The sequence below is a fragment of the Rathayibacter sp. AY1C5 genome, from assembly GCF_002931705.1.
In the GTDB taxonomy this organism is placed as follows: domain Bacteria; phylum Actinomycetota; class Actinomycetes; order Actinomycetales; family Microbacteriaceae; genus Rathayibacter.
Window position 1 is genome coordinate 92853 of sequence record NZ_PSWD01000002.1, and the last position, 24282, is coordinate 117134.

A 24282-nucleotide genomic window follows, 5' to 3' on the forward strand; every position below is an offset into this window, starting at 1 on the left:
GCGAGGCCGGCCTGGGGCTCGCCTCGACCCAGGAGCCGGGTCCGGGGACAGGCTTGTCCTGATCCTCGACCGCAGAAGGAAGAGTCTCGGTCCCGGTCGAGCTCCTCCGACCGGGATCCGCCTCGCGCCGGAAAGTGCCCTTCGTGCATCACCCCGTGCTGGAGAGCTGGATGATCTCGGAGATCACCGCGGCTCGAGTGTCGTCCGGTATCCGATCGCCTCCGAGGGAGTGGTGCGACCACAGGCCGTCAGCCGCAAGGCAGGCGATGAACTGGCGGAGAGTGATCGGATCGGTCGCGGTCTCCTCTGCGGAGGGCGTCCACCTTCGGCGCACCTCCGCTACCGGCGCTCGGAGAGCGGTGTCGCTGCCCGTGGCCTGGAGGAGTCCGATCTGCATGTGCGTCGACGGCGTCAGGGCGACGGTGACGTAGGCACTCACGCGCTCCGTCAAGGTGGCCTCGTTCGCGGTCTTCCCCGCGACGTCGATCAGCTGGGCTTCCCAGCCGGCCGCGACGTGCTCCTGGAGAGCATGGGCGAGATCGGCTCGATCGCGGAAGTGGTACATCATTCCACCGCGTGTCAGCCCAGCCTCTTCGGCAGTCGCTTCGAGCGTGACGCGAACAGAACCTTCCCTCGCCGCGACACGGACCGCTGCGTCGAGGATCCGAGTCCGGTTGTTGGGTCGCGTCGCGCGAGGAGACGTCCGAGGAGAGGGCAGGACCCCCTCACCGCTGGGCGGGTTCGGTTCCATGTCGTGATCGATTCCGCCGCTCCCTCGGTCCGAGTGAGCGGCTAGGGATGGCGGGTGCTGAGGCGCCCGGAGGGTGTCGACGCGTCACCGCACGAGCGGGTGCGACAGCGTCGGCCGCCAGTTTGCCATCCTCTCCTGCCGACGTCGGAAGGTGAGGCCCGACCCCCTCGGTGTCGAACTGTCCTGACGACGGCGCTGGTGCCTCTTCGTCAACCTCATCTTCGTCGCCTTCGGCCTCGTCGGCGGGGCTCTCGTGCTCCGCGAGAGCAAGGCGGAAGGAGACAACCGCTACGACGTCTGGGGAACCGTCACCGTGACCCTGGGACTGGGCGCGATCGTCTACGGGTTCACCCGAGCCGAGCACGGATGGGGCGCGATCGACACCGTCGCCTTCCTCGCACTCGGCATCGTCCTGCTGACCGTCTTCGTGCTCATCGAACGCAAGGTCGACCAGCCGTTGCTGCCCCTGCGCGTCATCCTGCGTCGTGTGCGAGGCGGCGCGATCCTGATCCAGGCCGCCAATGGCGCCGTGATGATCGGGGCCATCCTCTATCTCGCGTTCTACTTCCAGATCGTGCTCGGAATGGGACCGCTGATGGCAGGACTCGCGAACCTCGCCATGACCGTCGCGATCATGGCGTTCTCGCCCGTCACCACGAAGATCCTCAACACGTTCGGCCCCCGACCCCTGATGATCGTCGGGCCGCTCGTCTCGGCAGCAGGGCTCTTCCTGCTCCTCGGCATCACCCCGGACGGGAACTACTTCCTCCAGGTCCTGCCCGCCCTGGTCGTGCTCGGAATCGGACTCTCCATGCTCTTCGTGCCCGTCCAGAACCTCGCCCTTCTCGGGGTCGAGAACGAGGACGCCGGAGTGGCCTCCGCCGTCGTCAACTCCGTCTTCCACATCGGCGGGTCCATCGGTCTCGCGGTGTTCACCGTGTTCTACGCGAGCACCGCGGACTCCGCCATCGCGTCCGGAACGGCCGAGCTCACCGCATTCACCGACGGCTACAAGGCCGTGTTCCTGGCCGCAGCAGTGACCATGGTCGCCGCCTCTCTCACCGGATTCCTCCTCATCCGAGGGAAGAAGGAAGACCTGAACCCCGCCTGGGACGAGGCGGAGGCCGCCCTCGTCCACTGAGACGATGCCGAAGGGGCGGGCCGGTTCGTGCAGCAGCGGCAGACCGGCTCGCCTCTTCCCGTCCGACTCACGACACCCCGTACGTCGCCGACCGACGACCTCCCCTCGATGGGGAGTCGTTCGTGGATCGCAACGGTCCGGTCGTCCGACGCGGCCGCGTCATCCGGTGGGTCTTCTCCCGCGATGCCGGCTGCACCGCCGAGATCATCGAGGGTCGCGACCCGGTCGCCCGGCACATCACCGCAGACCGGAACGACGACGCCCGGCCGCCCTCAGGTGAGAGGCGGCCGGGCGTCGTCGGTCGGAGGACCCGGTCAGGTCAGCCGCAGCGGAGCGCCGGGTAGGCGGCGCTCACGGGAGCGGAGGCGCTGCCGACGGTGGCGACCCCCTGGACGGTGCCGGCGGCGACCGAGGCGGCCCGCGTGGTCACGGCCAGCGAGGCGGTCCGGCCCGCATCGATCTGCTGCGTCTTCGCGCCCCACAGGGTGTTCCAGCGGAGGTCGGCGGTCGACGCGGCCTTGTTGACAGTGGTCAGCGTGACCACCACCTTGCCCGCGACGCAGCGAGCCGCTGCAGTGGCGGTGACGGGCACAGCCGGCGCCTTCACGGTGATCGTCGCCGTGACGGTGCGGTTGGCCGAGGCCACCTCCTGCTCCTTCGAGAGCGAGAGGTCGAGCCGGCCGCTCGCGCGGATGTTCACGCCCTTGAACCAGGTGTTGCGGTCCGAATCGAACAGGCCGCCCGCGTTCTGCGGGTCGGTCGCCGTGTGCGGGTCCGGGTAGGGGCGGGCGTGGTAGGCGAGGAGCAGGTTGCCCGACTCGTCCTCGACGAACGAGTTGTGCCCGGTGCCGGCCTGCTGGCGCGAGAAGTACTGCGTCTCGTCCGCGCCGAGGCGGCCCAGGTAGGTGTCCTCGGTGTCCAGCACGGGGAACGCGGTCTGCGTCCACGTCGCGGGGTTGAGGAGGTCGGCACTCGCGTCGGCCGTGAGCAGGCCGAGCGAGTAGTACTTGTCGACCGTTCCGCCCGAGTAGGTGAGGTACATGCGTCCTCCCTTGGACACGATGAACGGCGCCTCCACGACGCCCTGGTCGTTGCCCTCGGTGGTGTCGGACGGGGTCGGCGAGCGCTTGCCCGACTCCCACGGCTGGCTCTCGCCGTAGATGCGGGTGACCGCACCGGTCACCAGCGGGACGGTGCCCTTGGGCCCCATCGTCGCCTTGGCGAGGGAGAGCGTGTTGCCGTTGGGCAGGACCCAGTAGCCCTGGGTGGCGCCGTTCTCCTGGCGGTCGATGTAGCTGACGTCGAAGGCCGCGCCCTCGAGGACGACCGGCTCGCCCCACTTCGTCTGGTCGAGGAATCCGCCCTCGGCGATCGAGGCGTCGGTCCCGGTGTAGGGGATCAGGACGGTGTTGTCGCACCAGCCGCCCACAGGCGCGTAGCCCTTGTTCATGCCGGCGACGATCCACCAGGTGCCGTTGATCTTGTGGAACTCCTGCGCCCAGATGTATCCGCCCCAGCCGTAGAAGGTGTTCGGGTACTGGCTCTGGCGACCGGGCGTGCCGGCGTCGGGGTCGATCACGATCTGCTCGGGAGCGGAGTCGAGACCGGCGATGGTCTTCGAGCGCTTGAGGCCGATCTTGCGGTAGCTGGAGCTCTCCTCGATCGGGCCGAGCGAGTCCTGACCGTAGTGCGAGCCCGTGAGGTAGTAGTAGCCGTCGTCCTCGTTGAAGAAGACGTGCGGATCCGCGCGGGCCTCGTTGACCATCGCCTCGGGGTCCTGCTGGACGGAGCCGGTGACCCGGTAGGTCCCGGGACGCGAGGTGTCGACGGCGGTGGTCAGATCGTCCTGCCAGTCGACGTTGAGCGACTTGGTCGAGCCGTCGTTGTACTCCATCACGGCCTGCCCCGGGAGCGCTGCGGCGATCGCAGCGGATCCGGCGCCGGAGTCGACGGAGCCGCTGAGCGACTTCACACCGGTGTTCTTCAGGTCGACGTACTCGCGGTAGAACGTGCTGAACTCGGTCGAGGTCAGCGCCGTCTCGCCGGCCTGGCCCTGGGTGAACCCGGCGGGGAGACCCGAGCCCTGGACACCGGGGACGCGGGCGTCGGCGCGGGTGGTCGCTCCGGGAGCGGTGCCGGAGGCGAGGTCCGTGAACAGCGTCACGCGGCCCTCGGTGGTGAGCAGATCGGTCCAGAACAGCTTGTAGACGCCGAGGGCGGAGTCGAAGACGATCCGCGGGTCGGTCACGACCGAGCCCGGCGCGACCCGGAGGACGCGCTGGTCGCGGAACGTGCGGCCGTCGGCGGAGCTCCAGAGGTAGACGGAGTCCGTGGCGTTGTTCTGCGACGAGACCGCGCCGAGCGAGCCGTCCTTCGAGCGGAACAGCAGCGGCGAGCCCATCTGGGCGTTCGGGCGCTGCGCCTGATCGCCGTCCTTGAGGACGGAGAGGATCGACTGCGAGCGGTTCAGCGGCTCCCAGGTGGTCGCGCCGGCGGGCAGTGCGGCCGTGAAGAGCGAGTCCGCGCGACGGTCGTCGTTGTACGCCAGCGGGTCGTCCTTCACTCCGTTCGTCGTGGTGACGGTCTTGACGGAGGTGGCGATGCGCCCGCCGGGCACGGCGAGGGTGCTGTCCCACGCGTAGGTCTGCCCGGCGACGGCTGCCTGGAGGCGGACGGCGACGGGAGCGGTGAGGCCCGAGAGGTTCACGGCGCCGGTGGAGGAGACGCGCGCGGCGCCGGCGCCGGAGGCGGTCCACGTCACGGTGTTCCCGAGGACCTGCGCGGGCAGGTCGCCGAGCACGGTCGTGGGGACGTCGAGTGCGGCGCGCAGGTCGGTCGCCACGGTGCTGCTCGTCGCGCCCAGCTCGGCCCCGGTCAGGGCGCGGTCGTAGACGCGCAGATTGTCGAGGAGTCCGGTGAAGTACTCCCCGCCGCCCCAGTTGGCCTTGCCGATCTGCAGGACTCCGCCGGTCGATCCGAGGACCGTCGCGAGCGAGGGGCCGGCCGTCGTGACGGCGACGGGCTTCGCGTCGACGTAGAGGCGGGCGGTGCCGGCGCTCAGCACGAGATCGACGTGCTTCCACTCCGTGCTGCTCGGGCCGGTGAGGTTGCCCGAGGAGTCGCGGGCGCCGCTGTTGGCGTACCGCTCGACGGTGATGCCGTTCGTCCTGTCGAGGACGCCGACGTACTTCTCCTGGGCGTAGTCCTGGGTCGCGGCCGAGCGAGCGGCGAAGACCGACCAGCCGACGTTGTCCGCGGCGGCGGGCTTGGAGTCGTACGACAGAGTGACGGAGTCGCGACCCTTCAGCAGCGGCTGCCCGTCGGTCGCAGTGAGGTCGAGCCAGAACGAGGACGACAGCGAGACGGCGCTGCCCTGCCCGGTGCGGCCGGCGACGAGGGTCGGCGTGCCCTTCACGGCGGCGCGGGTCGACCTGTCGGTGAAGGCGCCTCCGCTCGGGGCGGTGTCGAAGGTGAAGTCCGCGAGCAGGCTCTGCGCGGGAGTGGTCGCCGCTGTCGCGGCGACGGCGACCGGCACGGCGGCGCCGGCGGCGAGGGCGATCGTCGCGGATGCGGCGAGGGTGGCGGCGAGCAGGCGCGAGGGCCTGCCTCCGCCCGGGGGTCGTGACGTCATCGTCGACGTGTCCTCTCGGGTTCTGCAGCGAACCGGTGGGCGGACGGGGGATCCCGCCTGCGGTGTGGTCTTCGCACGGTACCGGCGATTGTTCACGGTAACAAGGGAGCACGACCATCGGTTGCGAAACTCCCACACCCGTCGGACATCCGGGCGAGCAGAACGCCGAAGCGGGAGGGCCGGCAGCCTCTGCGCCGGCCCCGCCCGGTCAGTGCCCGCGCGCGATCCACTCCTCGCGGTGCGGCGCCTCCGCCCCGATCGTCGTCGAGTCGCCGTGGCCGGTCCGGACGACGGTCTCGGCGGGCAGCGTCAGCAGGCGCTCCGTGATCGAGTCGATGATCGTCGGGAAGTCGCTGTAGGAGCGGCCGGTGGCCCCCGGCCCGCCCTGGAAGAGCGTGTCGCCGGTGAACACCGTGCCGAGCGCCTCGGCGACGAAGCAGACGGCGCCGGGGGTGTGGCCCGGGGTGTGCCGCACCTCGAGCTCGACGCCGGCGACGGGCACGATCCGCCCGTCGACCAGGGCGCCGCTCGGGGCCGTACCGGGGTGCACGGCGTCCCACAGCATCCGGTCGGCCTCGTGGAGCAGCACCGGGGCGCCGGTCGCAGCGCGGACTCCCTCGACCGCGTCGAGGTGGTCGTCGTGCCCGTGGGTCAGCAGCACGGCGAGGAGTCGGCGCTCGCCGACGGCCGCGAGGATCGCGTCCGCGTCGTGGGCGGCGTCGATGACGACGCACTCGGAGTCGTCGCCGACGATCCAGACGTTGTTGTCGACGTCCCAGGTGCCGCCGTCGAGGCTGAAGGTGCCGCTCGTGACGAGCTGCTCGATCCGCGCGCCCATCAGAGCACCACCACCGAGCGGAGCACGTCGCCGCCGGCCATCGTGGCGAAGGCCTCCTCGATGTCCTCGATCCCGATCCGCTCGCTCACGAACTCGTCCAGGGGCAGTCGGCCCTGGAGGTAGAGGCCGGTCAGCATCGGGAAGTCGCGCTCGGGCAGGCAGTCGCCGTACCAGCTCGACTTCAGCGAGCCGCCGCGGCCGAAGACGTCGAGCAGGGGGATCTCGAGCGTCATCTCGGGAGTCGGCACCCCGACCAGCACCACGGTCCCGGCGAGGTCGCGGGCGTAGAACGCCTGGCGCCAGGTCTCGGGGCGGCCCACGGCGTCGATGACGACGTCCGCTCCGAAGCCGTTCGTCAGGGCCTGCACCGCCGCGACGACGCCCGCCTCGTCGAGGCCGCTGGAGTCGATGACGTGCGTGGCGCCGAGCTTCTCGGCCGCGACCAGCTTCTTGGGGTCCCGGTCGATCGCGATGACCGTGCCGGCGCCCGCGAGAGCGGCGCCGACCACGGCGGCCGTGCCGACTCCTCCGCAGCCGATGACCGCGACGGAGTCGCCGCGCGTCACGTTCCCGGTGTTCATCGCCGCGCCGAGGCCGGCCATGATCCCGCAGCCGAGCAGGCCCACCGCGGCGGGGTCCGCCTCCGGATCGACCTTCGTGCACTGCTTCGCGTGCACGAGGGTCTTCTCGGCGAAGGCGCCGATCCCGAGGGCGGGGCTGAGCTCGGTGCCGTCCTCCAGGGTCATTCGCTGAGTCGCGTTGAAGGTGTCGAAGCAGTACCAGGGCTCGGCCCGGGTGCAGGCCCGGCACTCGCCGCAGACCGCGCGCCAGTTGAGGACCACGAAGTCGCCGACCGCGACATGGGTGACTCCCTCTCCGATCGCGCTGACCCGTCCGGCCGCCTCGTGACCGAGGAGGAAGGGGAAGTCGTCGCTGATCCCGCCCTCGCGGTAGTGGAAGTCGGTGTGGCAGACACCGCAGGTCTCGATGTCGACCACGGCCTCGCCCGGGCCCGGATCGGGGACGACGATGTCGACGAGCTCCACGGGAGCGCCCTTCGACCGGGCGATGACGCCGCGCACAGTGGTGGGCATGGGGGCTCCTTCGACGGGGGCGTGCAGGTCCGCTCCACAGTAACGACCGCGGGAGGCGGGTGCGCCGGGTGGACGCGGGCGCTCCCGCCCACTCCGGGGCCGGGCCGCCCGCCTCGCGGACCGCGACCCTGACAGTCGGTAGGGTGCGGGCCATGCGCACTCTGTACCCCGAGATCGAGCCCCACGACTCCGGCATGCTCGACGTCGGCGACGGCCACTCGCTCTACTGGGAGGTCTCGGGCAACCCCGAGGGCAAGCCCGTCGTGTTCCTGCACGGCGGCCCCGGAGCCGGCACCTCGACCGCCCACCGGCGGCTGTTCGACCCCGAGAAGTACCGCATCGTGCTGTTCGACCAGCGGATGTGCGGCCGCTCCACCCCGCACGCCGGCGAGCCGGAGGCCGACCTCTCGACCAACACCACCTGGTACCTGGTCGCCGACATCGAGCGCCTCCGCGAGCACCTCGGCGTCGAGCGCTGGCTCGTGCTCGGCGGCTCCTGGGGCTCGACCCTCGCCCTCGCCTACGCCGAGACCCACCCCGAGCGGGTCAGCGAGATCGTCCTCCGCGGGATCTTCACCCTCCGGCGCGCCGAGCTCGAGTGGTTCTACGAGGGCGGCGCCGCCGCGGTCTACCCGGACCTCTGGGAGGGCTACACCTCCGTCGTCCCGGCCGGCGAGCGGGGCAGCCTCATCGAGGCGTACTACCGCCTGCTCCACGACGCGGACCCCGCCGTGCACGGCCCCGCCGGCGTCGCCTGGACCACCTGGGAGGCGTCGACCATCACCCTCGTGCAGAAGCCGGAGCTGATCGCGGACTGGTCCGATCCCGTCTTCGCGCTCGCCTTCGCCCGCATCGAGAACCACTTCTTCGTGCACAGGGGCTGGTTGGAGGAGGGGCAGCTGATCCGCGACGCCGGCGTCCTCCGCGACATCCCGGCCGTCATCGTGCAGGGCCGCTACGACATGTGCACCCCGGCCTTCACGGCCTGGGACCTGCACCGGGCCTGGCCCGAGGCCGACTTCCGGATGATCGCCGACGCGGGCCACGCCTTCGACGAGCCGGGGATCCTCGACGCGCTGATCGAGGCGACGGACCGCTTCGCGTCCTGACGGGCGGGGCGGTCCGCGCCTCGCGGCGCGGGATGCCCCGGCGCCCGTGCCTGAGCGTCCCGCGCCCGGTGCCGTCGTGTCCCGGGAGCGGGTCTACCCTGATCAGATGCGCGCGGACGACGCCTCCGGGATGGAGGACTGGCCCACCGGCCGGCTGCTCTCCACCGCCTCCCGGATGGTCGAGCACGCCTGGCACGGCGCCCTCGCCGAGATCGGCCTCACCCACGCCGGCCTGATCGTGCTGCACCTCCTGCAGGCGGGTCCCGTCGCGCAGAAGGAGCTGGCCGCCGCGGCCCACGTCGAGGTGCAGACCATGTCGCGCACCATCGAGCGCCTCGAGCGCGAGGGCCACGTCTCGCGCACCACGGATCCGTCGGACCGCCGCCGGCAGCTCGTCGCGCTCACCGACGTGGGCAGCGAGGCCTGGCGCCGGGCGCACCGCCTCGAGGTCGACATGTTCCCGGGCTCGCTCGAGCACGGCCCCCTGCGCGAGGCGCTGCTCGAGATCATCCGCTCGGCCAGCGAGTCGCGCTGGGGCTGACCGCAAGCCCGAGCGGAGCCCGTCCGCGGAGCGCTAGCTTCGTCGGCATGACCTTCAACGACGACTCCCAGCTCAGCGGCGGCAAGGTCCGCCGTCGCGGCCGCACTACCGGCATCGCCGTCGGCGGGGGCGCGGTGGGCGTGGTCGTGCTCGCGCTGCTCTCGCAGCTGCTCGGCGTGAACCTCTCGGGCCTCGGCGAGGTGTTCGGCGGAGGCGGGTCCTCGCCGGAGGGCGTCACCTCCACCGCGGTGGCCTGCGACAGCGGCGCCGACGCGAACACGCAGGTCGACTGCCGCCTCGAGGGTGCGGCGGAGTCGCTCGACCGCTACTGGGGCGAGCAGACGCCGACCCTCGGAGTCGCCTACACGACCCCGACCGGCGTCGACCTGTTCGAGGACAGCACCACCACCGGCTGCGGGAGCGCGACCGCCGCGGTCGGCCCGTTCTACTGCCCGCCGGACCGGACGATCTACCTCGACACCGACTTCTTCGACGAGCTGCGCACCCGGTTCGACACCTCGGGCGGATCGCTCGCGCAGATGTACATCCTCGCCCACGAGTGGGGCCACCACATCCAGAACCTGACCGGCGCGATGGAGTCGGCGGACCGCTCCGGCACCGGCCCCGAGTCGGACTCGGTGCGCCTCGAGCTGCAGGCCGACTGCTTCGCCGGCGCCTGGGTGGGCGACGCCTCGACGGTGCCCGACGAGACCGGCACGCCCTACCTCAAGCCGGTGACGGCGCAGGAGTACCAGGACGCGCTCGGCGCCGCGGCCGCCGTCGGCGACGACCGCATCCAGGAGCAGGCCACCGGCACCGTCGATCCGGAGGGGTGGACGCACGGCTCGGCCGAGCAGCGCCAGCGCTGGTTCCAGGCCGGCTTCGAGGGCGACGCCATCGACTGCGACACCTTCGCCGCCGCGCAGCTCTGACCCGGCGCCGCTGAGCGCTCCTCGCCGCTCGATGAGGACCCGCGCGGGTCAGGACACGGAGTCGGCCGGCTCCTCCATGTACCACTCGGTGAACGAGCGCGCCCGCCCGTCAGGGGCGAAGCGGATGACCCAGAGGTTCAGGTAGGTGCGGTCGCCCGGATAGACGGTGCGCGCCTCCACCACGGCGGTCTCCTCCGTCAGCGCGACCAGGCCCCACGCGAACGTCGGGTCGGCGGGCTCCTCCTCCGCCAGCCACCACTCCACGATCGCGTCGCGCGGAGTGATCGCGTCGCGGTGCGGCGCCGTGAAGTACTCGGCGTCCTCGGTGAACAGTGCGGCAACATCGGCCGCGTCGTCCGTGGCCCAGGCCTTCTCGTAGCGGGCGATCCAGCTCTCGATGTCGATCATCCGCCCATCCTCGTCCTGCCCGACGCGCGCGGGAAGTGAGGAGGAGGGAACAAAGCGGCGGCCCGCGCTGTTGAGCCCCGAGCCGGTCGAAAGCAGAGCCGAGCGATACGATCCCGCCGACGACGGCCCGCCCGCCGCCGCGGTCCGGGTGCGCGTCCGCCGCCGACACGAAGGACCGCCGTGCCCGACTCCGACAGACGCTCCCTGACCCGCTCGCCGGACCCGCGCCTCATCACCGCCGTCCTCGCCTTCGCGGGCATGAGCGCCTCCTTCATGCAGACGCTGGTCGTCCCGATCCAGTCCGAGCTGCCGACGCTGCTCGGCGCCGACCGCACCGAGACCGCGTGGGTGATCACCGCGACGCTGCTGAGCGCCTGCATCCTCACCCCGGTCTCGGGCCGCCTCGGCGACCTCTACGGCAAGCGGCGGATGGCCGTGGCCGCGCTGGTCGTCCTCGTGATCGGCTCGATCGTCTGCGCCTTCGCGGGCGACGTGTGGACGCTGGTCGTGGGCCGGGCCCTCCAGGGCGCGGTGATGGGCGTCATCCCGCTCGGCATCTCGATCCTCCGCGACACCCTCCACCGCGACCGGCTCCCCGGTGCGATCGCCCTGGTCAGCGCGACCCTCGGCATCGGCGGCGCGCTCGGCCTGCCGCTCAGCGCCCTCATCGCGCAGAACACCGACTGGCACGTCCTGTTCTGGATGTCCGCGGGCCTCGGCGTCCTCGACATCGTCCTCGTCCTCCTGGTCGTACCGGTGTCGACGCTGCGCTCGCCCGGCACCTTCGACGTGGTCGGCACGATCGGCCTCGCCCTCGGACTGAGCGGCGTGCTGATCGCCGTCTCGCGCGGCAACGACTCCGGCTGGACGAGCCCCGCGATCCTGGGCTCCGGCCTCGGCGGCATCGCAGTCCTGCTCCTCTGGGGCTGGTACGAGCTGCGGCAGGAGAGCCCGCTCGTCGACCTCCGGGTGGCCGCCCGCCCCGCCGTGCTCTTCACCAACCTCGCCTCGGTGGCGGTCGGCTTCGCGTTCTTCGGCGCCCAGATCACCCTGCCGCAGCGCCTCGAGCTGCCCGCCGCGTCGGGCGTCGGCTTCGGCCTGAGCCTGATCGTGGCGAGCCTCGTGCTCGCCCCCTCGGGCCTGGCGATGATGGCGACGTCCCCGCTCGCCGCCCGCCTCTCGGCGCAGTCCGGGCCGCGGCTCGTGCTGATCGCCGGCTCCGGGCTGATCGCGGTCTCGTACCTGCTGATCCTCCCGTTCGGCGGCGAGGTGTGGCAGATCCTGGTGATCAACGCCCTCATCGGCGTCGGCCTGGGCCTCGCCTACGCCGCGATGCCGACGCTCATCATGCACGCCGTCCCCGCCTCGGAGACCGCCGCCGCGAACGGGCTGAACTCGCTGATGCGCACCCTCGGCACGACGCTCTCCTCCGCCGTGACCGCGGGCGTGCTCGCGCAGCTGACCGTGTCCGTCGGCGACGTGCAGCTGCCGAGCTCGCAGGGCTTCGAGACCACGTTCGTGATCGGCGCGATCGGAGCGCTGGTCGCCGTCGCCCTCGGGCTGCTCATCCCGCGGGCGCCCCGCCCGGAGGCGCGACCCGCTCTGCCCTGACCGGACCGCGCGTCGTCGGCCGCGAGTGCTCCTCGCTGAGGAGACCTGGTCGCGGCCGGCGACGCGCGTCCGCTACTCGTCCTCGAGAAGCATCCGCTCGATCTGCAGCTCGCGCAGCCGCGTCGAGGCCTGCAGGTTCTCGCGCGCGGCGAGCACCAGGCGGCACAGCAGCACCAGCAGCACGATCGCGAGCACCGCGACGGCCGTCACGACGACTCCGTACAGCGCGGTCAGGACTCCCCAGGTCTGGATCATCCCTCGACGCTACGGAGCCGCGCCCGCCCTCGCGTCCCCCGCTCGGCGGAGAGCGCGGGGCGGGGCGGGCAGCCGGTGCAGGGGCAGTGGACGCGCAGAGCCCGGCCCGCGACGGCTCAGCCCGCGAACGCCCCGCGGTACGCCCGCGCCGGGTGCGTCGCCGGCAGCTCGTCCGTCCCGAACAGCTTGCGGCGCAGCGTCCCCTCGGCGTACTCGGTCTGCGCGAGGCCCCGCTCCTGGAGCACCGGCATCACCCGGTCGACGAACTCCTCGTAGCTGCCGGGCAGGATCCAGTTGACGACGTTGATCCCGTCGATCCCCGCGTCGCGCCAGCCCGCCAGGTGGTCGGCGATCTGCTCGGGAGTGCCGACGACCCGTCCGCGCAGCTTCGCCGAGAGCCGGGCCAGGTCGCGGACGGTCGGCTCGCGGTCGGGGGAGGCGTCCCGGATCCACTGCAGGTGGCTCTGGCCGGCGTAGGTCTCGATCGCCGAGAGCGGCAGGTCGGGGTCGAGCTTCTCGCCCGTCGCCGGGTCGAAGCCGAGGTTCGAGTGCACGAGAAAGGCGTCGGAGGAGAGGTACTCGTCGATCTCGCGCTCAGCGCGTCGCGCCTCCTCCTCCGTGTCGCCGGTGATGAAGGAGAGCCCCAGGTAGAAGGAGGGCGCACCCGCTCCGCGACCGGCCGCCGCGGCGAGGGCCCGCGTGTCCTCGATCAGCTCGCGGGTCTTCTCCGGCGACCCCGAGAACACGAACTGCGCCTCCGCGTTCCGCGCGGCGAAGCGCCGGCCCGCGGGGGAGGAGCCGGCCTGGAAGAGCACGGGGGTGCGCTGCGGCGACGGAGCCGAGAGGTGCGGCCCCTGCACGCGGTAGCGCTTCCCGACGTGGTCGATGCGGTGGATGCGCGCCGGGTCGGCGAAGGAGCCGCTCTTGTCGCGCAGGAGCGCGCCGTCGTCCCACGAGCCCTCCCACAGCTTGTAGACCACGTCGAGGTACTCCTGCGCCCAGGCGTAGCGCTCGTCGTGCTCCTCGAGCCGGTCGTAGCCGAAGTTGCGGGCCGCGCCGTCGAGGGCGCTGGTGACGATGTTCCAGGCGATCCGCCCCTTCGAGAGGTGGTCGAGGGTCGAGACCTTCCGGGCGAAGTCGAACGGATGCGACTGCAGCACCGAGCTCGTGAACGCGAAGCCGAGGTGCTCGGTGCTCACCGCCAGGGCCGAGAGCAGCACCGACGGGTCGTTGCTGGGCAGCTGCAGCCCCTCGCGGGCGTTGACGTCCCAGTCGCCGTCCGCCGGACCGTAGAGCCCCGCCACGTCGGCGAAGAACATCGCGTCGAAGCGGCCGCGCTCCAGCGTCCGGGCGAGGTCGATCCAGAGCTGCACGTCGTCGAACTCGTGCTGCCGGGCGTCGGGGTGGCGCCAGAGGCCGTGCTGGATGTGGGAGGCGGTGTTCATGACGAACGCGCAGAAGCGCAGCGGGCGGGGCTCGGTGATCACGCTCCCAGGCTAGGCCGGGCGCCTCCCACCGGTCTCGAACGACTCCGCGCGTAGGGTGTCCGACTGTGGAATCCCGCATCCCCGAACCCGCGCACGCCGTCCCTCCGCTGACGGACGCCGTCGCCGAAGCGCTCGACGCCACCACCGTCGCCGAGATCCGCGCCCTGCGCGACGACTTCGCGCGCTTCATGCTCCAGTACAAGTTCGGGATGGACGAGATCGTCACGAAGGTGTCGATCCTGCAGGAGGAGTTCCGCGAGCTGCAGGAGTACAACCCGATCGAGCACGTCACGAGCCGGCTCAAGTCGGCCGACAGCCTGATCGAGAAGATCGAGCGCAAGGGCTGCGAGACGACCTTCGAGGGCATCGCCGACGCGATCACCGACATCGCCGGCGTGCGGATCACCTGCAGCTTCGTCTCGGACGTCTACCGCGTCTTCGACCTGCTCACCTCGCAGTCCGACGTGACGGTGCTCGAGGTGAAGGACTACATCGCCGAGCCGAAGGAGAACGGCTACAAGAGCCTGCACGCGATCGTCGAGGTGCCGGTGTTCCTCTCCGGCGGATCGGTCGACGTCTGCGTCGAGGTGCAGTTCCGGACCATCGCGATGGACTTCTGGGCGAGCCTGGAGCACAAGATCTACTACAAGTACGACCGCCAGGTCCCGCAGGAGCTCCTCGACGGCCTCGCCGACGCGGCCCGCACCGCCGCCACCCTCGACGCCGACATGGAGCGCCTCCACCGCCAGGTCCGCGGCCCGCTGCCCGGGGCGCGCACCTACGACGTCTGACGCGCCGCCCCACGCCCCCGATCGGGCCGCCCCGACTCCTGCCGATCGAGCACCCCGCGCAGCGGGCCTCTCGAGATCTTCCTACGGAGTCAGCAGCGGCAGCAGCGCCAGCAGCAGCACCGCGGAGCCGTTCAGCGTCGCGTGCGAGACGATCGCCGCTCCGAGCCGCCCGGTGATCGTCGCGATCCAGCCGTGCGCGAGTCCCGCGGTGACCGTCGTCACGCCGAGCGTCACGATCGTCGCCGCGTTCACCATCTGGTGCCCGTGCAGCAGTGCGAAGACCGCCGTGGACGCCAGGATGCTGAACATCATCGCCCAGACGCGGCGGCCGCGGGTGGGCGGCGCCGACTCCGCGGAGCCCCGGAGCATCCGGTTCCGCACCGCGCGCATCACGACGCCGCGGCAGAGGACCTCCTCGACCAGCGGCGCGACGACGACGGGGATGAGGACCGAGCTCAACACGAACCACAGCGGATCGGGGTCGATGTCGAGGTTCCCCTGCGCGTCCTGGAGGAGCGGAGCGAACGCGGCGAGCACGAACAGGATCACGACGCGCACCGCGATGCCGAGCCCGATCCCGATGGGCACGTCGATCCAGCGGAACCGCAGCCCGAAGTCGGCCGCCATCGTGCCCAGCCCGCGCAGCCGAGACGCCGCGAACGGGACGATCAGCGCGACGAGGTAGCTCGCGAGCGCCCCCGCGAAGGCGAGTCCGGCGGAGTAGGGGAGCACGCCGAACCCGAACAGCAGGATGAGCACGGCCAGCGGCAGGACGATCCCGACGATCGTGAGCACGGCGGTCGGCAGGCCCCAGCGGACCCGAGGATCGGGCAGGTAGAGGAGGGAGGAGTAGGGCGCGTGGACCGAGGGGAGGGGCTCGACCGGCCACGACGTCGTCGCAGCGGAGTCGGGCGCGAGCGTCGCGGGATCGGGCGGCGGGAAGGCGTCGGGTTGCATGGCCGGGCCAGCCTACGCAGACCGCCTGGACGGGATCCGGGCCGCAGTCACTGCTCGGCGCGGGCCGGAACGGGAGGGATGTGCGGCAAATCGCGGCGGCGGGGACCTCCGGGTACGAAGAAACCCCCGCCATGTAGAAGCTAGGCGAGGGTTCCAGTGGCTCCGACGGGCGTCGATCCCGTGACCTCACGATTTTCAGTCGTGCGCTCTACCAACTGAGCTACAGAGCCGTTGCGACGTGATGTCGCTGGAGAGGTGATCTCCTGAAAAAGGCCCTTCCTCTCGGAAGGGCCTCTTTGCGACCCTGACGGGACTTGAACCCGCGACCTCCGCCGTGACAGGGCGGCACGCTAACCAACTGCGCTACAGGGCCTCGTTGCGAAGACAAGCATACTGCCTTCGAGGCTGTTCTATTTTCACGCCCCGACCCTCTCGAGCCGATGCACTTTCCGGTGGTGCTGGTACTTCTGGTGGTGCTGGTAGTACCGACCCATCCGTGACCCCAACGGGATTCGAACCCGTGCTGCCGCCGTGAAAGGGCGGTGTCCTAGGCCACTAAACGATGGGGCCGGAGACTCGCGGGGCGACGCTGCGGCCGACCCCCCATGACTACCGACACGCAAGCATAGGGGGCCGCGGCGCAGGATGCAAAATCGACGGTTCCGCAGGCGGCGTGCACCCCGTCCGGGGTTGACCCGGGTCTAGGAGATCGGGCAGGGCCGCGGTTAGGGTGGGGCGGAATCGCTCTTCCCCCCACCCGCGCGCCGGAGCCGCACCGCCGCGGAGGGAGGGCCCCCTATCCCCGAGGTCCCATGCCCCACTCCCTGCGCCGTCCGCGTTCCGCTCGCCTCCCCGGCGCGCCGCGACTCGGGCGACTCCGAGGTGCTGCCCTGGCCTCCGCCGTCGTCGCGCTCGTCGCCGGCCTGCTCGTCGCCACTCCCGCCCAGGCGGTCGAGTACCCGTCGTGGGCCGACGTCGAGGCGGCGAAGGGCGACACCGCCGCCGCGGCCGCTCAGGTCGACCGGATCACGTCCCTGATCGGCGACCTCCAGAGCGAGGTCGCCTCCGCCCAGCAGCTCGCGCAGCAGCGCGGCGACGAGCACTTCGCCGCTCAGCAGGCGTTCGACGAGGCCTCGGACCAGTCGAAGAAGCTCGAGGACCGGGCCGCCGCCAGCGCCGAGGAGGCCGACAAGGCCTCGCAGCAGGCGGGCCTGCTCGCCGCGCAGCTCTACCGCAGCACCGGCACCGACCTGTCCGTCAACATCTTCCTCGACCAGAAGGCCGGCCAGGCCGACCAGCTGCTGTCGAAGATCGGGAGCATGACCAAGCTGGTCGAGCGCTCCTCCGCGATCTACGAGCAGGCCAGCACCGCCCGCAACACCGCGTCCTCCCTCGCCGACCAGGCCGAGGTCGCGCAGACGGAGCGCGAGCGCCTCCGCGTCGCCGCCGAGCAGAAGCTGGCCGAGGCGACCGCCGCCCAGGAGGCGTCCGAGGCCGCGCTCGCCGAGCAGCAGGAGCAGAGCGTCGTGCTCGAGCAGCAGCTCGCCGCGCTCCGCGACACCGAGTCGAAGACCGTGGCCGAGTACGAGGCCGGCGTCGCCGCCCGCGAGGCCGAGCGCCTCCGGAAGCTCGCCGAGGAGGAGGCCGCCCGTCAGGCCGCCGCCCAGGCCGAGGCCGCGCGCCGCGAGGCCGCCCGGGCCGCAGCCGCGTCCAGCGGCGGAAGCGGTGGCGGCGGCGGGTACGTCGCCCCCTCGGGCGGCGGCGGCTCCAGCGCCGTCAGCGACTCCGGCTGGGTCCGCCCTGCCGGGGGCCGCATCACCGGCACTTTCGGCCCGCGCGACAGCATCTCGACCGGCGGAGGATCCTCCGGCTCGTACCACCGCGGCACCGACCTCGCGGGCGGCTGCGGCATCCCGATCTTCGCGGCGCACAGCGGCACCGTCTCCTACGCGGGCCCCAACGGTACCTACGGCAACTGGGTGCTGATCGACCACGGCAGCGGCATCAGCACCGGATACGCCCACATCATGTCCGGCGGGATCTACGTCCGCGTCGGCCAGCAGGTCCAGGCGGGCGAGCAGATCGCCGCCGTCGGCTCGACCGGCGCGTCCACCGGCTGCCACCTGCACTTCGAGACCCGCGTCAACGGCTCCGCCGTCGACGCCCAACCTTTCATGGCCCAACGAGGAGTCACCCTTGGCTGACGCACAGACGACCGCACGCACCTTCACCCCGGCACCCCGGGAGCGCGCCTGGAAGGGCCGCCTCCCGCTCGTCATCTCCGCCGCCTTCGCGGTCACGGCGGTCACCGCGTCCCTCGGCATCACCCCGGCCCTCGCCGACGACGCGAAGTACCCCTCGTGGGACGACGTGCAGAACGCCAAGAAGGACGAGGCGAGCAAGCAGGCCGAGATCGACTCGATCACCGGCCTCATCGCGAGCCTGCAGACCGCGGTCGACGAGAAGTCGATCACCGCGATGAAGAAGGCCGAGGCCTGGCGCCAGGCCAAGGAGGCGCTCGACGCCGCTGCGAAGGCCGTCGTCGACCTCGAGGAGAAGGCGACCACCGCCTCCGCCAAGGCCCAGACCTCGAAGATGCGCGCCGGCCTGCTGGCCGCGCACCTCTCTCGCGCCGCCGGCGGCGACCTCTCCGCCAGCCTCGTGGCCAAGGGCAAGGACGCGGGCGACCTGCTCTACCAGCTCGGCGCGATGTCGCAGCTCTCGGAGCAGTCGCAGAAGGTCTACGCCGACGCCCTCGCCGACAAGCAGAACGCGGAGTCGCTCGGCGACCAGGCCGACCGCGCTGTCACCGAGCACCAGGCGCTCTCGGACGAGGCCGACGCCGCGCGCAAGGACGCCGACGCCGCCGCCGAGTCGGCCCGCGCGTCGCTCTCGGCGCAGGAGGAGAAGTCGCAGGAGCTGGTCGCCCAGCTCGCTCTGCTGAAGGACTCCTCGGTCGAGGCCGAGACCCAGTACCTCGCGGGCGAGCAGAAGCGCCAGGCCGACGAGGCCGCCGCCCAGGCGCAGGCCGAGGCGGAGGCCGCCGCTCAGGCGCAGTCCACCGCCCGCTCCGCCCAGCAGCAGTCCTCGGCGCAGGCCGACACCGCCGCCCCGTCGCGTCAGACCGCGTCCCTCCCGCAGCCCGCCGCGCCGCAGCCCGCGCAGCAGCAGCCCGCTCCTGCTCCGGCCCAGCCCGCTGCTCAGCCGGTCGCCCAGCCGGCGGCTCAGCCGCTCCCGCAGCCGGTGACCGCTCCGGTCCTGGTGCCGACCAGCGGCGCCGTCGAGAACGCGATCTCGTACGCGATGGCTCAGCTCGGCGAGGAGTACGTCCTCGGCGGCATGGGCCCGGACCAGTGGGACTGCTCGGGCCTCACCAAGGCCTCGTACGCGTCCTCGGGCATCTACATCGGCACCCACTCGGCGACGAACCAGTACAACACCATGGCCGGCGCCGGCAAGCTCGTCCCCTACAGCCAGCGCCAGCGCGGCGACCTGATCTTCTGGGGTGGCGGCGGGGACTACTACCACGTGGCCATCTACCTCGGGAACAACCAGATCATCGAGGCCGCCGACTACGGCAAGCCCGTGCGCATCTGGAACACCTGGGGCACGCCCGCCGGCATGGTCGGCCGCCCGGCCGCCTGAGCCGCGGCCGCACAGCACAACGAGAGAACCCCCTCCTGTCGAGACGACGGGAGGGGGTTCCTTCGTTGATGCGAGGGGTCAGTGACCCTCTTCGGCCAGCTTCTTGATGCCGTCCTGGACGATCTGCTCCGCCTCGGCGGCGTCGCCCCAAGCGTCGACCTTGACCCACTTGCCGGGCTCGAGGTCCTTGTAGCGCTCGAAGAAGTGCTTGATCTCGTTCTTCGTCTGCTCCGGGACGTCGCCGATGTCCTGGATGTGCTGCCAGCGCGGGTCCTTCGCGGGGACCACGATCACCTTCGCGTCGGAGCCGGCCTCGTCGCTCATGTTGAGCACGCCGACCGGGCGGACGGAGACGCCCACGCCCGGGAAGACGGGGTACTCGAGCAGCACCAGCGCGTCGACGGGGTCGCCGTCGAGGCCGAGGGTGTTCTCGAAGTACCCGTAGTCCGTCGGGTAGACGAAGGAGGTGAAGAGCACGCGGTCGAGGTAGACGCGACCGGTCTCGTGGTCGACCTCGTACTTGTTGCGGCTCCCCTTGGGGATCTCGACGACGACGTCGTATGCGGCCATGCTCTCTCCTTGAGTCGGTGGCGCCGTGAGCGGCGCATCGGCGGACGGATCGGCCTCCGGAACGCTCGCGCGGGTGCGCGCGCGGGAGGGGCGGATCGCTGGCATTACGTTACTTGATGTGCCCGATCGCCCCCGCCTGACCCCCGCCGTCGCCGATCTGCGGCGGGCGGTGCGCGAGAGCCTCGACGGGCTCGCCCCCGGAGCGCTGGTGCTGGTCGCGCTGAGCGGGGGAGCGGACTCGCTCGCGCTCGCGGCGGCGGTCGCCTTCGAGGCCCCGCGGGGCGGGAGGTGGGCCGGCGCGGTGATCGTCGACCACGGGCTGCAGGATGCGTCGGCGGAGGTCGCGCGGCGGGCCGCGGAGCAGGCGCACGGGCTGGGGCTCGCGCCGGTGCTGCGCGAGGTGGTGACGGTGTCCGCCGAGGGCGGACCGGAGGCGGCCGCCCGCAGCGCGCGCTACCGCGCCTTCGACGACGCGCTGACCGCGACGGGCGCCGCCGCGATCCTCCTGGGCCACACCCTCGACGACCAGGCCGAGACGGTGCTGCTGGGCCTGGCACGAGGAGCCGGTGCGGCCTCGCTGCACGGGATGGCGCCGGTGAGCGGGCCGCTGCGTCGGCCTATTCTGGGACTGCGCCGCGAGACGACCCGCCTCGCCTGCGCCGACCAGGGGCTCGTGCCGTGGGACGACCCGCACAACGACGACCCCCGCTACTCGCGGGTCCGGGTGCGGAACCGCGTGCTGCCCGTGCTGGAGGACGAGCTCGGGCCGGGAGTGGCCCAGGCTCTGGCGCGCACGGCCGAGCAGCTGCGGGAGGACGGGGACGCGCTCGACGCGCTCGCCCTCGACTGGGCGCTCGAGCTGGTGGGCCAGGACGAGGCGGGGCACGTCACGGTCGACGCGCGCGGGCTCGCCGCGGACCCGCCGGCGCTGCGGCAGCGGATCATCCGCCTGGTCGTGGCGAACGAGTTCGGAGTCGCGCTCTCGCGCTCGCAGACGCTGGCGGTCGCCGCGCTGGTCACCGACTGGCACGGCCAGAAGGGCGTCGACCTCCCCGGCGTCCTCGCCACCCGCCGCGGCAGCACCCTCGTCTTCGCACCCGCCTCCTCCTGACCCCGTTTCCACGAGGCCGGTCCCCGCGAGACGCCCGCCCCCTCCCCGCGAGATGCCGCTCCGGCGCGCGACTCGCCGGCGGAGGTGTACCGGAGCGGAAATTCGCGGAGGGGAGACGGGGGCCGGTCACCCGTAGAGTGGCCGGGTGGAAGCAGCCGACATCGCCGACGACATCACCGAGGTCCTCTACACCGAGGCCGAGATCCACGAGCGGATCCGCGCCCTGGCCCGCGCCATCGAGCGCGACTACGCGGGCGAGAACCTGCTCATCGTCGGGGTGCTGCGCGGCGCCGTGATGGTGATGGCCGATCTGGCCCGCGAGCTCAAGCTCGACATCGTCATGGACTGGATGGCCGTCTCGTCCTACGGGAGCGGCACCAAGTCCTCCGGCGTCGTGCGGATCCTGAAGGACCTCGACTCCGACATCACGAACCGCAAGGTGCTGATCGTCGAGGACATCATCGACTCCGGCCTCACGCTCTCGTGGCTGCAGGGCAACCTCCGCAGCCGCGGCGCCGAGTCCGTCGAGATCTGCGCGCTGTTCCGCAAGCCCGCGGCCGCCAAGGTCGAGGTCGACGTGGCCTACGTCGGCTTCGACATCCCGAACGAGTTCGTGATCGGCTACGGGCTCGACTACGCCGAGCGCTACCGCAACCTCCGCGATGTCGCCGTCCTCGCCCCGCACGTCTACGAGTAGCGCCGCGGACACCGCGCAGGAGAGCCTCGAGCGGCTCTTCGCGGTGCCCCTGCTGGGCTACCACATGAGCTACCCGACCTCGCTGCGGGCCGACCTCGAGTTCAACTACTGGTGGCTTGCGCACGCGATCGACGCGGCCGTCGACGCCTTCGAGCGCACGGGCGACGAGGCGCACCTGGAGCGTGCCCGGCGGATCCACCGGGCGATCCGCCTCCGCAACGGCGGGCGCCTGGTCAACGGCTACTTCGACGACATGATGTGGCTCGGCGGCGCGCTCGCCCGCCTCGGGGAGGCCTCCGGCGACCCGCGGTTCCTCGACCGGGCCGACCGCCTGTGGCGCTTCGCCGTCGCGAAGGGCTGGAACCTCCGCCACGGGGCGAGCCTCGCCTGGCGCCGCCGGCAGCTGGACTACAAGAACGCGCCCGCGAACGGCCCGTTCGCGATCCTCGGCGCGCGCCTGGAGCGGCTGCGACCGGACGGCCGGGAGGAGCTCTCGCGCGCCGCCCTCGACTGGATGCACGTGCGCCTCCGCGACGACGACACCGGCTTCGTCGCCGACGGCATCGGCCGCGAGGGCGGCTCCGCGCGCGACGACTGGGCCTTCAGCTACAACCACGCCGTCTACATCGGCGCGGCGCTCGCCCTGCACCGCCTGCGGCCCGACCCCCGCCTGGTCGCCCACGCCTCCCGCACGGCCGAGGACCTGCTGGACCGGCTCGCCCCCGATGGCGTCTTCGTCGACCAGGGCTCGGGGGACGGCGCCCTGTTCGGCGGCATCGCCTACCGGCACCTCGTCGACCTCGCCACGACGAGCGGAGTCGCGCCCGCGGTGGCGGCTCGCGTCCGCGGTTTCGTCACCGGCAGCGTCGCCGCGCTGCAGAGCTCGAGCGTCCGCCGCGGCGTGCTGCTGGCCGGGCCCCGGTGGGACGCGCCTCCGTCGCTGCCCGCCACGCTCTCGGCCGAGATCGGCGCCGTGCTCGCGCTGGAGGCGTCAGCGCGACTGGACCGGTCGCCGGTGCCGTCAGACTGACGGGGTGAAGGCACCCGAGAAGCGCACCGTCGCCGTCGTGATCAACCCGAGCAAGTTCGACGACGTCGGCGCCGCGGAGGACCTGGTCGCGACGATCGCGCGCCGCCACGGCTGGAACGAGCCGCTCTGGTTCGAGACCAGCCCGGGCGACTCCGGTGCCGCCGCGGCCCGCGCCGCGCTCGAGGCGGGCCCGGACCTGGTCTGCTCGATGGGCGGCGACGGCACCGTCCGCGCCGTCGCCACGGTGCTGCGCGGCACCGGCGTCCCCTACGGCCTGCTGCCCAGCGGCACGGGCAACCTCCTCGCGCGGAACCTCGGGATCCCGCTCGCCTCGCTGCCCGAGGCGGTCGAGATCGCCCTGCTCGGGCAGGACCGCGCCATCGACGTGGGCACGGCCGCGTTCGACGACGGCGAGGAGCGGGTGTTCATGGTGATGGGCGGGGTGGGCCTGGACGCCGAGATCATGGACAAGACGGACGAGGAGCTGAAGAAGCGGGTGGGCTGGGGCGCCTACTTCGCGGCGGGGGCGCCGGCGATGTTCAAGGCCGGATTCGAGGTGACCCTCACGATCGACGGCGCGGAGGAGCCTCCGCAGCGCTGCTTCATGGTGCTGGCCTGCAACTGCAGCTCCGTGGTGGCGAACATCGAGCTGGCCGCGGGCGCGGTGCTCGACGACGGCGACCTGGAGCTGGTGCTGCTGCGTCGGCGCTTCGGCCTCGCGCTGGATGTCGCGACCGGCAACCGCAACGGGCTCGCCTCCCTCCGGCAGTGGCCCGGCCGCGAGTTCTCGTTCGAGCTCGACCAGCCGGTGCTCGCCGAGCTGGACGGCGATCCGGTCGGCCGCACCCGCTCCGGGCGCTTCGGCGTGGATCCGGGCGCCCTGCTCGTGCGCCTGCCGGTGCCGACGCCGCGGAGCCCGGGACTGACTCCGCACGACTCGGTGATCGTCGATACGTCCGCCATCGCGACGCTGCTCCCGGAGCCGCCCTCCTCCTGATGCTTGCGCGCTCTTCTTTACGGTTGTAAGTTATCTGACGGACGTAAAGAAGGCGCTCCTCGCGCCGGGAAGAAGGACCCCGTGACCGATCCGCGGCTCACCCGCTCGCGCGAGCTCCTGCTCACCGCGATCACGAGTGCCCTCGACCGCCCGGGCGACGACCAGCCCTCCATCACGGAGCTCTGCGGCGCCGCGGGCGTCAGCCGCCCCACGTTCTACCAGCACTTCGGGGATGTGCCGTCCCTGATCGAGGCCGCCGCGGTGGAGCGGATGCACGCGCTGTTCGGCGACGTCGCTCCCGGCACCGCCCCCGCCGACTGGGAGGGCGCGGTCCCCCGCATCGTCCGCGGGCTCCTCGAGGGCCTGCTCGTGCACGCCGACTTCTACCGCCGCGTGCTGAGCGGAGGCACGGCCCGCGCCGTGCAGGAGTCGGTCGTCGCGTTCCTCGCGCAGCGGCTCCTCGCCTTCTCGCCCCTCGCCGAGCGCGGATCGGGCGGCGGCGACCATGCCCGCGTCGAGCGCTTCGCCGTCCTCCTCGCCGCCGGCACCACCTGGCTTGTCGTCGGCTGGCTCCTCGACGGCGACGCCCGCCGTCCCGCGGCCTCGGCCTCCGCCGACATCGCCGAGCTCCTCGTCACCGGAGTCGCCTCGCCGCGGCTCGCCGCCCTGCACTCCACGAAGTAGAA

22 protein-coding genes and 3 tRNA genes are annotated in these 24282 nt (G+C 72.0%); 13 read left to right on the forward strand and 12 right to left on the reverse strand.

What is annotated here, in order from left to right; translation table 11 throughout:
* Window positions 1-148: 148 nt before the first annotated feature.
* A complete protein-coding gene (locus tag C5C57_RS02785) occupies window positions 149-751 on the reverse strand; it encodes a TetR/AcrR family transcriptional regulator (RefSeq protein WP_104297264.1) in 603 nt (200 codons plus the stop codon).
* A 253-nt stretch (window positions 752-1004) separates the two neighbouring features.
* Between C5C57_RS02785 and C5C57_RS02790 the strand changes: the two genes are divergently transcribed.
* On the forward strand, window positions 1005-1892 hold the full coding sequence (locus C5C57_RS02790; RefSeq protein WP_374953594.1) for an MFS transporter: 888 nt from the start codon (window positions 1005-1007) through the stop codon (window positions 1890-1892).
* 319 nt (window positions 1893-2211) lie between these two features.
* On the opposite strand, the gene C5C57_RS02800 is transcribed toward C5C57_RS02790, so the two are convergent.
* From C5C57_RS02800 to C5C57_RS02810, 3 genes are all read right to left on the reverse strand, one after another.
* A complete protein-coding gene (locus C5C57_RS02800) occupies window positions 2212-5523 on the reverse strand; it encodes a family 43 glycosylhydrolase (RefSeq protein ID WP_104261158.1) in 3312 nt (1103 codons plus the stop codon).
* Window positions 5524-5731: 208 nt separating this feature from the next.
* Entirely contained in the window at window positions 5732-6361 is a 630-nt protein-coding gene (locus C5C57_RS02805; protein ID WP_104247850.1) for an MBL fold metallo-hydrolase, read from the reverse strand.
* A complete protein-coding gene (locus C5C57_RS02810) occupies window positions 6361-7455 on the reverse strand; it encodes an S-(hydroxymethyl)mycothiol dehydrogenase (protein WP_104226021.1) in 1095 nt (364 codons plus the stop codon). The genes C5C57_RS02805 and C5C57_RS02810 overlap by 1 nt, the downstream gene beginning before the upstream one ends.
* A 152-nt stretch (window positions 7456-7607) precedes the next feature.
* Here C5C57_RS02810 and pip point away from each other — a divergent pair, with 152 nt between their 5' ends.
* The 3 genes from pip (at window position 7608) to C5C57_RS02825 (ending at window position 10037) form a co-directional block, all read left to right on the forward strand.
* Window positions 7608-8564: a prolyl aminopeptidase gene (pip, locus tag C5C57_RS02815; RefSeq protein ID WP_104297265.1), complete on the forward strand. Its 957-nt coding sequence runs from the start codon at window positions 7608-7610 to the stop codon at window positions 8562-8564.
* A 106-nt stretch (window positions 8565-8670) separates the two neighbouring features.
* Complete coding sequence (locus tag C5C57_RS02820) at window positions 8671-9105, forward strand: MarR family winged helix-turn-helix transcriptional regulator (RefSeq protein ID WP_104247849.1); 435 nt, start codon at window positions 8671-8673, stop codon at window positions 9103-9105.
* A 47-nt stretch (window positions 9106-9152) separates the two neighbouring features.
* The gene (locus C5C57_RS02825) at window positions 9153-10037 is read left to right on the forward strand and encodes a neutral zinc metallopeptidase (protein WP_104247848.1); all 885 of its coding nucleotides are present in this window, start codon (window positions 9153-9155) and stop codon (window positions 10035-10037) included.
* Window positions 10038-10085: 48 nt separating this feature from the next.
* Here C5C57_RS02825 and C5C57_RS02830 read toward each other — a convergent pair whose 3' ends face one another.
* Entirely contained in the window at window positions 10086-10445 is a 360-nt protein-coding gene (locus C5C57_RS02830; RefSeq protein ID WP_104247847.1) for a nuclear transport factor 2 family protein, read from the reverse strand.
* A 180-nt stretch (window positions 10446-10625) separates the two neighbouring features.
* On the opposite strand from C5C57_RS02830, the gene C5C57_RS02835 reads away from it, so the two are divergent.
* The gene (locus C5C57_RS02835; RefSeq protein ID WP_244230520.1) at window positions 10626-12056 is read left to right on the forward strand and encodes an MFS transporter; all 1431 of its coding nucleotides are present in this window, start codon (window positions 10626-10628) and stop codon (window positions 12054-12056) included.
* A 72-nt stretch (window positions 12057-12128) separates the two neighbouring features.
* On the opposite strand, the gene C5C57_RS02840 is transcribed toward C5C57_RS02835, so the two are convergent.
* Window positions 12129-12311 (reverse strand): hypothetical protein, encoded by a 183-nt coding sequence (locus C5C57_RS02840; RefSeq protein ID WP_104224402.1) that lies wholly within the window; start codon window positions 12309-12311, stop codon window positions 12129-12131.
* Between the two features lie 116 nt (window positions 12312-12427).
* Window positions 12428-13756 (reverse strand): NtaA/DmoA family FMN-dependent monooxygenase, encoded by a 1329-nt coding sequence (locus C5C57_RS02845; protein ID WP_374953130.1) that lies wholly within the window; start codon window positions 13754-13756, stop codon window positions 12428-12430.
* A gap of 230 nt (window positions 13757-13986) precedes the next feature.
* Here C5C57_RS02845 and C5C57_RS02850 point away from each other — a divergent pair, with 230 nt between their 5' ends.
* The gene (locus tag C5C57_RS02850; protein ID WP_104234325.1) at window positions 13987-14589 is read left to right on the forward strand and encodes a GTP pyrophosphokinase family protein; all 603 of its coding nucleotides are present in this window, start codon (window positions 13987-13989) and stop codon (window positions 14587-14589) included.
* Window positions 14590-14670: 81 nt separating this feature from the next.
* Here the strand turns inward: C5C57_RS02850 and C5C57_RS02855 are convergent, their stop codons facing one another.
* The 4 genes from C5C57_RS02855 to C5C57_RS02870 all read right to left on the reverse strand — a co-directional run bounded on the left by C5C57_RS02855 (window position 14671) and on the right by C5C57_RS02870 (window position 16116).
* On the reverse strand, window positions 14671-15546 hold the full coding sequence (locus C5C57_RS02855) for a CPBP family intramembrane glutamic endopeptidase (RefSeq protein WP_104297266.1): 876 nt from the start codon (window positions 15544-15546) through the stop codon (window positions 14671-14673).
* Between the two features lie 157 nt (window positions 15547-15703).
* Window positions 15704-15776, reverse strand: a tRNA-Phe gene (locus C5C57_RS02860).
* A 69-nt stretch (window positions 15777-15845) separates the two neighbouring features.
* Window positions 15846-15919 (reverse strand) — tRNA-Asp (locus C5C57_RS02865).
* A gap of 124 nt (window positions 15920-16043) precedes the next feature.
* A tRNA-Glu gene (locus C5C57_RS02870) sits at window positions 16044-16116 on the reverse strand.
* A 242-nt stretch (window positions 16117-16358) separates the two neighbouring features.
* Between C5C57_RS02870 and C5C57_RS02875 the strand changes: the two genes are divergently transcribed.
* Both C5C57_RS02875 and C5C57_RS02880 read left to right on the forward strand, forming a co-directional pair.
* Window positions 16359-17750, forward strand: a complete 1392-nt coding sequence (locus C5C57_RS02875; protein WP_104226018.1) for a peptidoglycan DD-metalloendopeptidase family protein — start codon at window positions 16359-16361, stop codon at window positions 17748-17750.
* Complete coding sequence (locus C5C57_RS02880; protein ID WP_258063191.1) at window positions 17743-19191, forward strand: NlpC/P60 family protein; 1449 nt, start codon at window positions 17743-17745, stop codon at window positions 19189-19191. The genes C5C57_RS02875 and C5C57_RS02880 overlap by 8 nt, the downstream gene beginning before the upstream one ends.
* A 78-nt stretch (window positions 19192-19269) precedes the next feature.
* Here the strand turns inward: C5C57_RS02880 and ppa are convergent, their stop codons facing one another.
* Entirely contained in the window at window positions 19270-19761 is a 492-nt protein-coding gene (ppa, locus tag C5C57_RS02885; RefSeq protein ID WP_068255683.1) for an inorganic diphosphatase, read from the reverse strand.
* Window positions 19762-19879: 118 nt separating this feature from the next.
* On the opposite strand from ppa, the gene tilS reads away from it, so the two are divergent.
* The 5 genes from tilS to C5C57_RS17935 all read left to right on the forward strand — a co-directional run bounded on the left by tilS (window position 19880) and on the right by C5C57_RS17935 (window position 24280).
* Window positions 19880-20872 carry a tRNA lysidine(34) synthetase TilS gene (gene tilS / locus C5C57_RS02890; RefSeq protein WP_104297267.1) on the forward strand — a complete coding sequence of 331 codons (993 nt, stop codon included), beginning with the start codon at window positions 19880-19882 and terminating at the stop codon, window positions 20870-20872.
* A gap of 145 nt (window positions 20873-21017) precedes the next feature.
* Window positions 21018-21569, forward strand: a complete 552-nt coding sequence (gene hpt, locus C5C57_RS02895; protein WP_104238400.1) for a hypoxanthine phosphoribosyltransferase — start codon at window positions 21018-21020, stop codon at window positions 21567-21569.
* Window positions 21535-22599, forward strand: coding sequence for a glycoside hydrolase family 76 protein (locus C5C57_RS02900; protein WP_104297268.1), 1065 nt, complete (start codon window positions 21535-21537; stop codon window positions 22597-22599). The genes hpt and C5C57_RS02900 overlap by 35 nt, the downstream gene beginning before the upstream one ends.
* 4 nt (window positions 22600-22603) lie before the next feature.
* Window positions 22604-23596 carry a diacylglycerol kinase family protein gene (locus tag C5C57_RS02905; RefSeq protein ID WP_104297269.1) on the forward strand — a complete coding sequence of 331 codons (993 nt, stop codon included), beginning with the start codon at window positions 22604-22606 and terminating at the stop codon, window positions 23594-23596.
* 81 nt (window positions 23597-23677) lie between these two features.
* Window positions 23678-24280: a TetR/AcrR family transcriptional regulator gene (locus C5C57_RS17935; RefSeq protein WP_104224106.1), complete on the forward strand. Its 603-nt coding sequence runs from the start codon at window positions 23678-23680 to the stop codon at window positions 24278-24280.
* Window positions 24281-24282: the final 2 nt, after the last annotated feature.

Excerpts from the sequence above, each read along its gene's own strand:
- C5C57_RS02785 (WP_104297264.1), bottom strand. The coding sequence starts at position 751 with ATGGAACCGAACCCGCCCAGCGGTGAGGGGGTCCTGCCCTCTCCTCGG.
- C5C57_RS02800 (WP_104261158.1), bottom strand. The coding sequence starts at position 5,523 with ATGACGTCACGACCCCCGGGCGGAGGCAGGCCCTCGCGCCTGCTCGCC.
- C5C57_RS02805 (WP_104247850.1), bottom strand. The coding sequence starts at position 6,361 with ATGGGCGCGCGGATCGAGCAGCTCGTCACGAGCGGCACCTTCAGCCTC.
- C5C57_RS02810 (WP_104226021.1), bottom strand. The coding sequence starts at position 7,455 with ATGCCCACCACTGTGCGCGGCGTCATCGCCCGGTCGAAGGGCGCTCCC.
- pip (WP_104297265.1), top strand. The coding sequence starts at position 7,608 with ATGCGCACTCTGTACCCCGAGATCGAGCCCCACGACTCCGGCATGCTC.
- C5C57_RS02820 (WP_104247849.1), top strand. The coding sequence starts at position 8,671 with ATGCGCGCGGACGACGCCTCCGGGATGGAGGACTGGCCCACCGGCCGG.
- C5C57_RS02825 (WP_104247848.1), top strand. The coding sequence starts at position 9,153 with ATGACCTTCAACGACGACTCCCAGCTCAGCGGCGGCAAGGTCCGCCGT.
- C5C57_RS02830 (WP_104247847.1), bottom strand. The coding sequence starts at position 10,445 with ATGATCGACATCGAGAGCTGGATCGCCCGCTACGAGAAGGCCTGGGCC.
- C5C57_RS02840 (WP_104224402.1), bottom strand. The coding sequence starts at position 12,311 with ATGATCCAGACCTGGGGAGTCCTGACCGCGCTGTACGGAGTCGTCGTG.
- C5C57_RS02845 (WP_374953130.1), bottom strand. The coding sequence starts at position 13,756 with ATGAACACCGCCTCCCACATCCAGCACGGCCTCTGGCGCCACCCCGAC.
- C5C57_RS02850 (WP_104234325.1), top strand. The coding sequence starts at position 13,987 with ATGCTCCAGTACAAGTTCGGGATGGACGAGATCGTCACGAAGGTGTCG.
- C5C57_RS02855 (WP_104297266.1), bottom strand. The coding sequence starts at position 15,546 with ATGCAACCCGACGCCTTCCCGCCGCCCGATCCCGCGACGCTCGCGCCC.
- C5C57_RS02875 (WP_104226018.1), top strand. The coding sequence starts at position 16,359 with ATGCCCCACTCCCTGCGCCGTCCGCGTTCCGCTCGCCTCCCCGGCGCG.
- ppa (WP_068255683.1), bottom strand. The coding sequence starts at position 19,761 with ATGGCCGCATACGACGTCGTCGTCGAGATCCCCAAGGGGAGCCGCAAC.
- C5C57_RS02900 (WP_104297268.1), top strand. The coding sequence starts at position 21,535 with ATGTCGCCGTCCTCGCCCCGCACGTCTACGAGTAGCGCCGCGGACACC.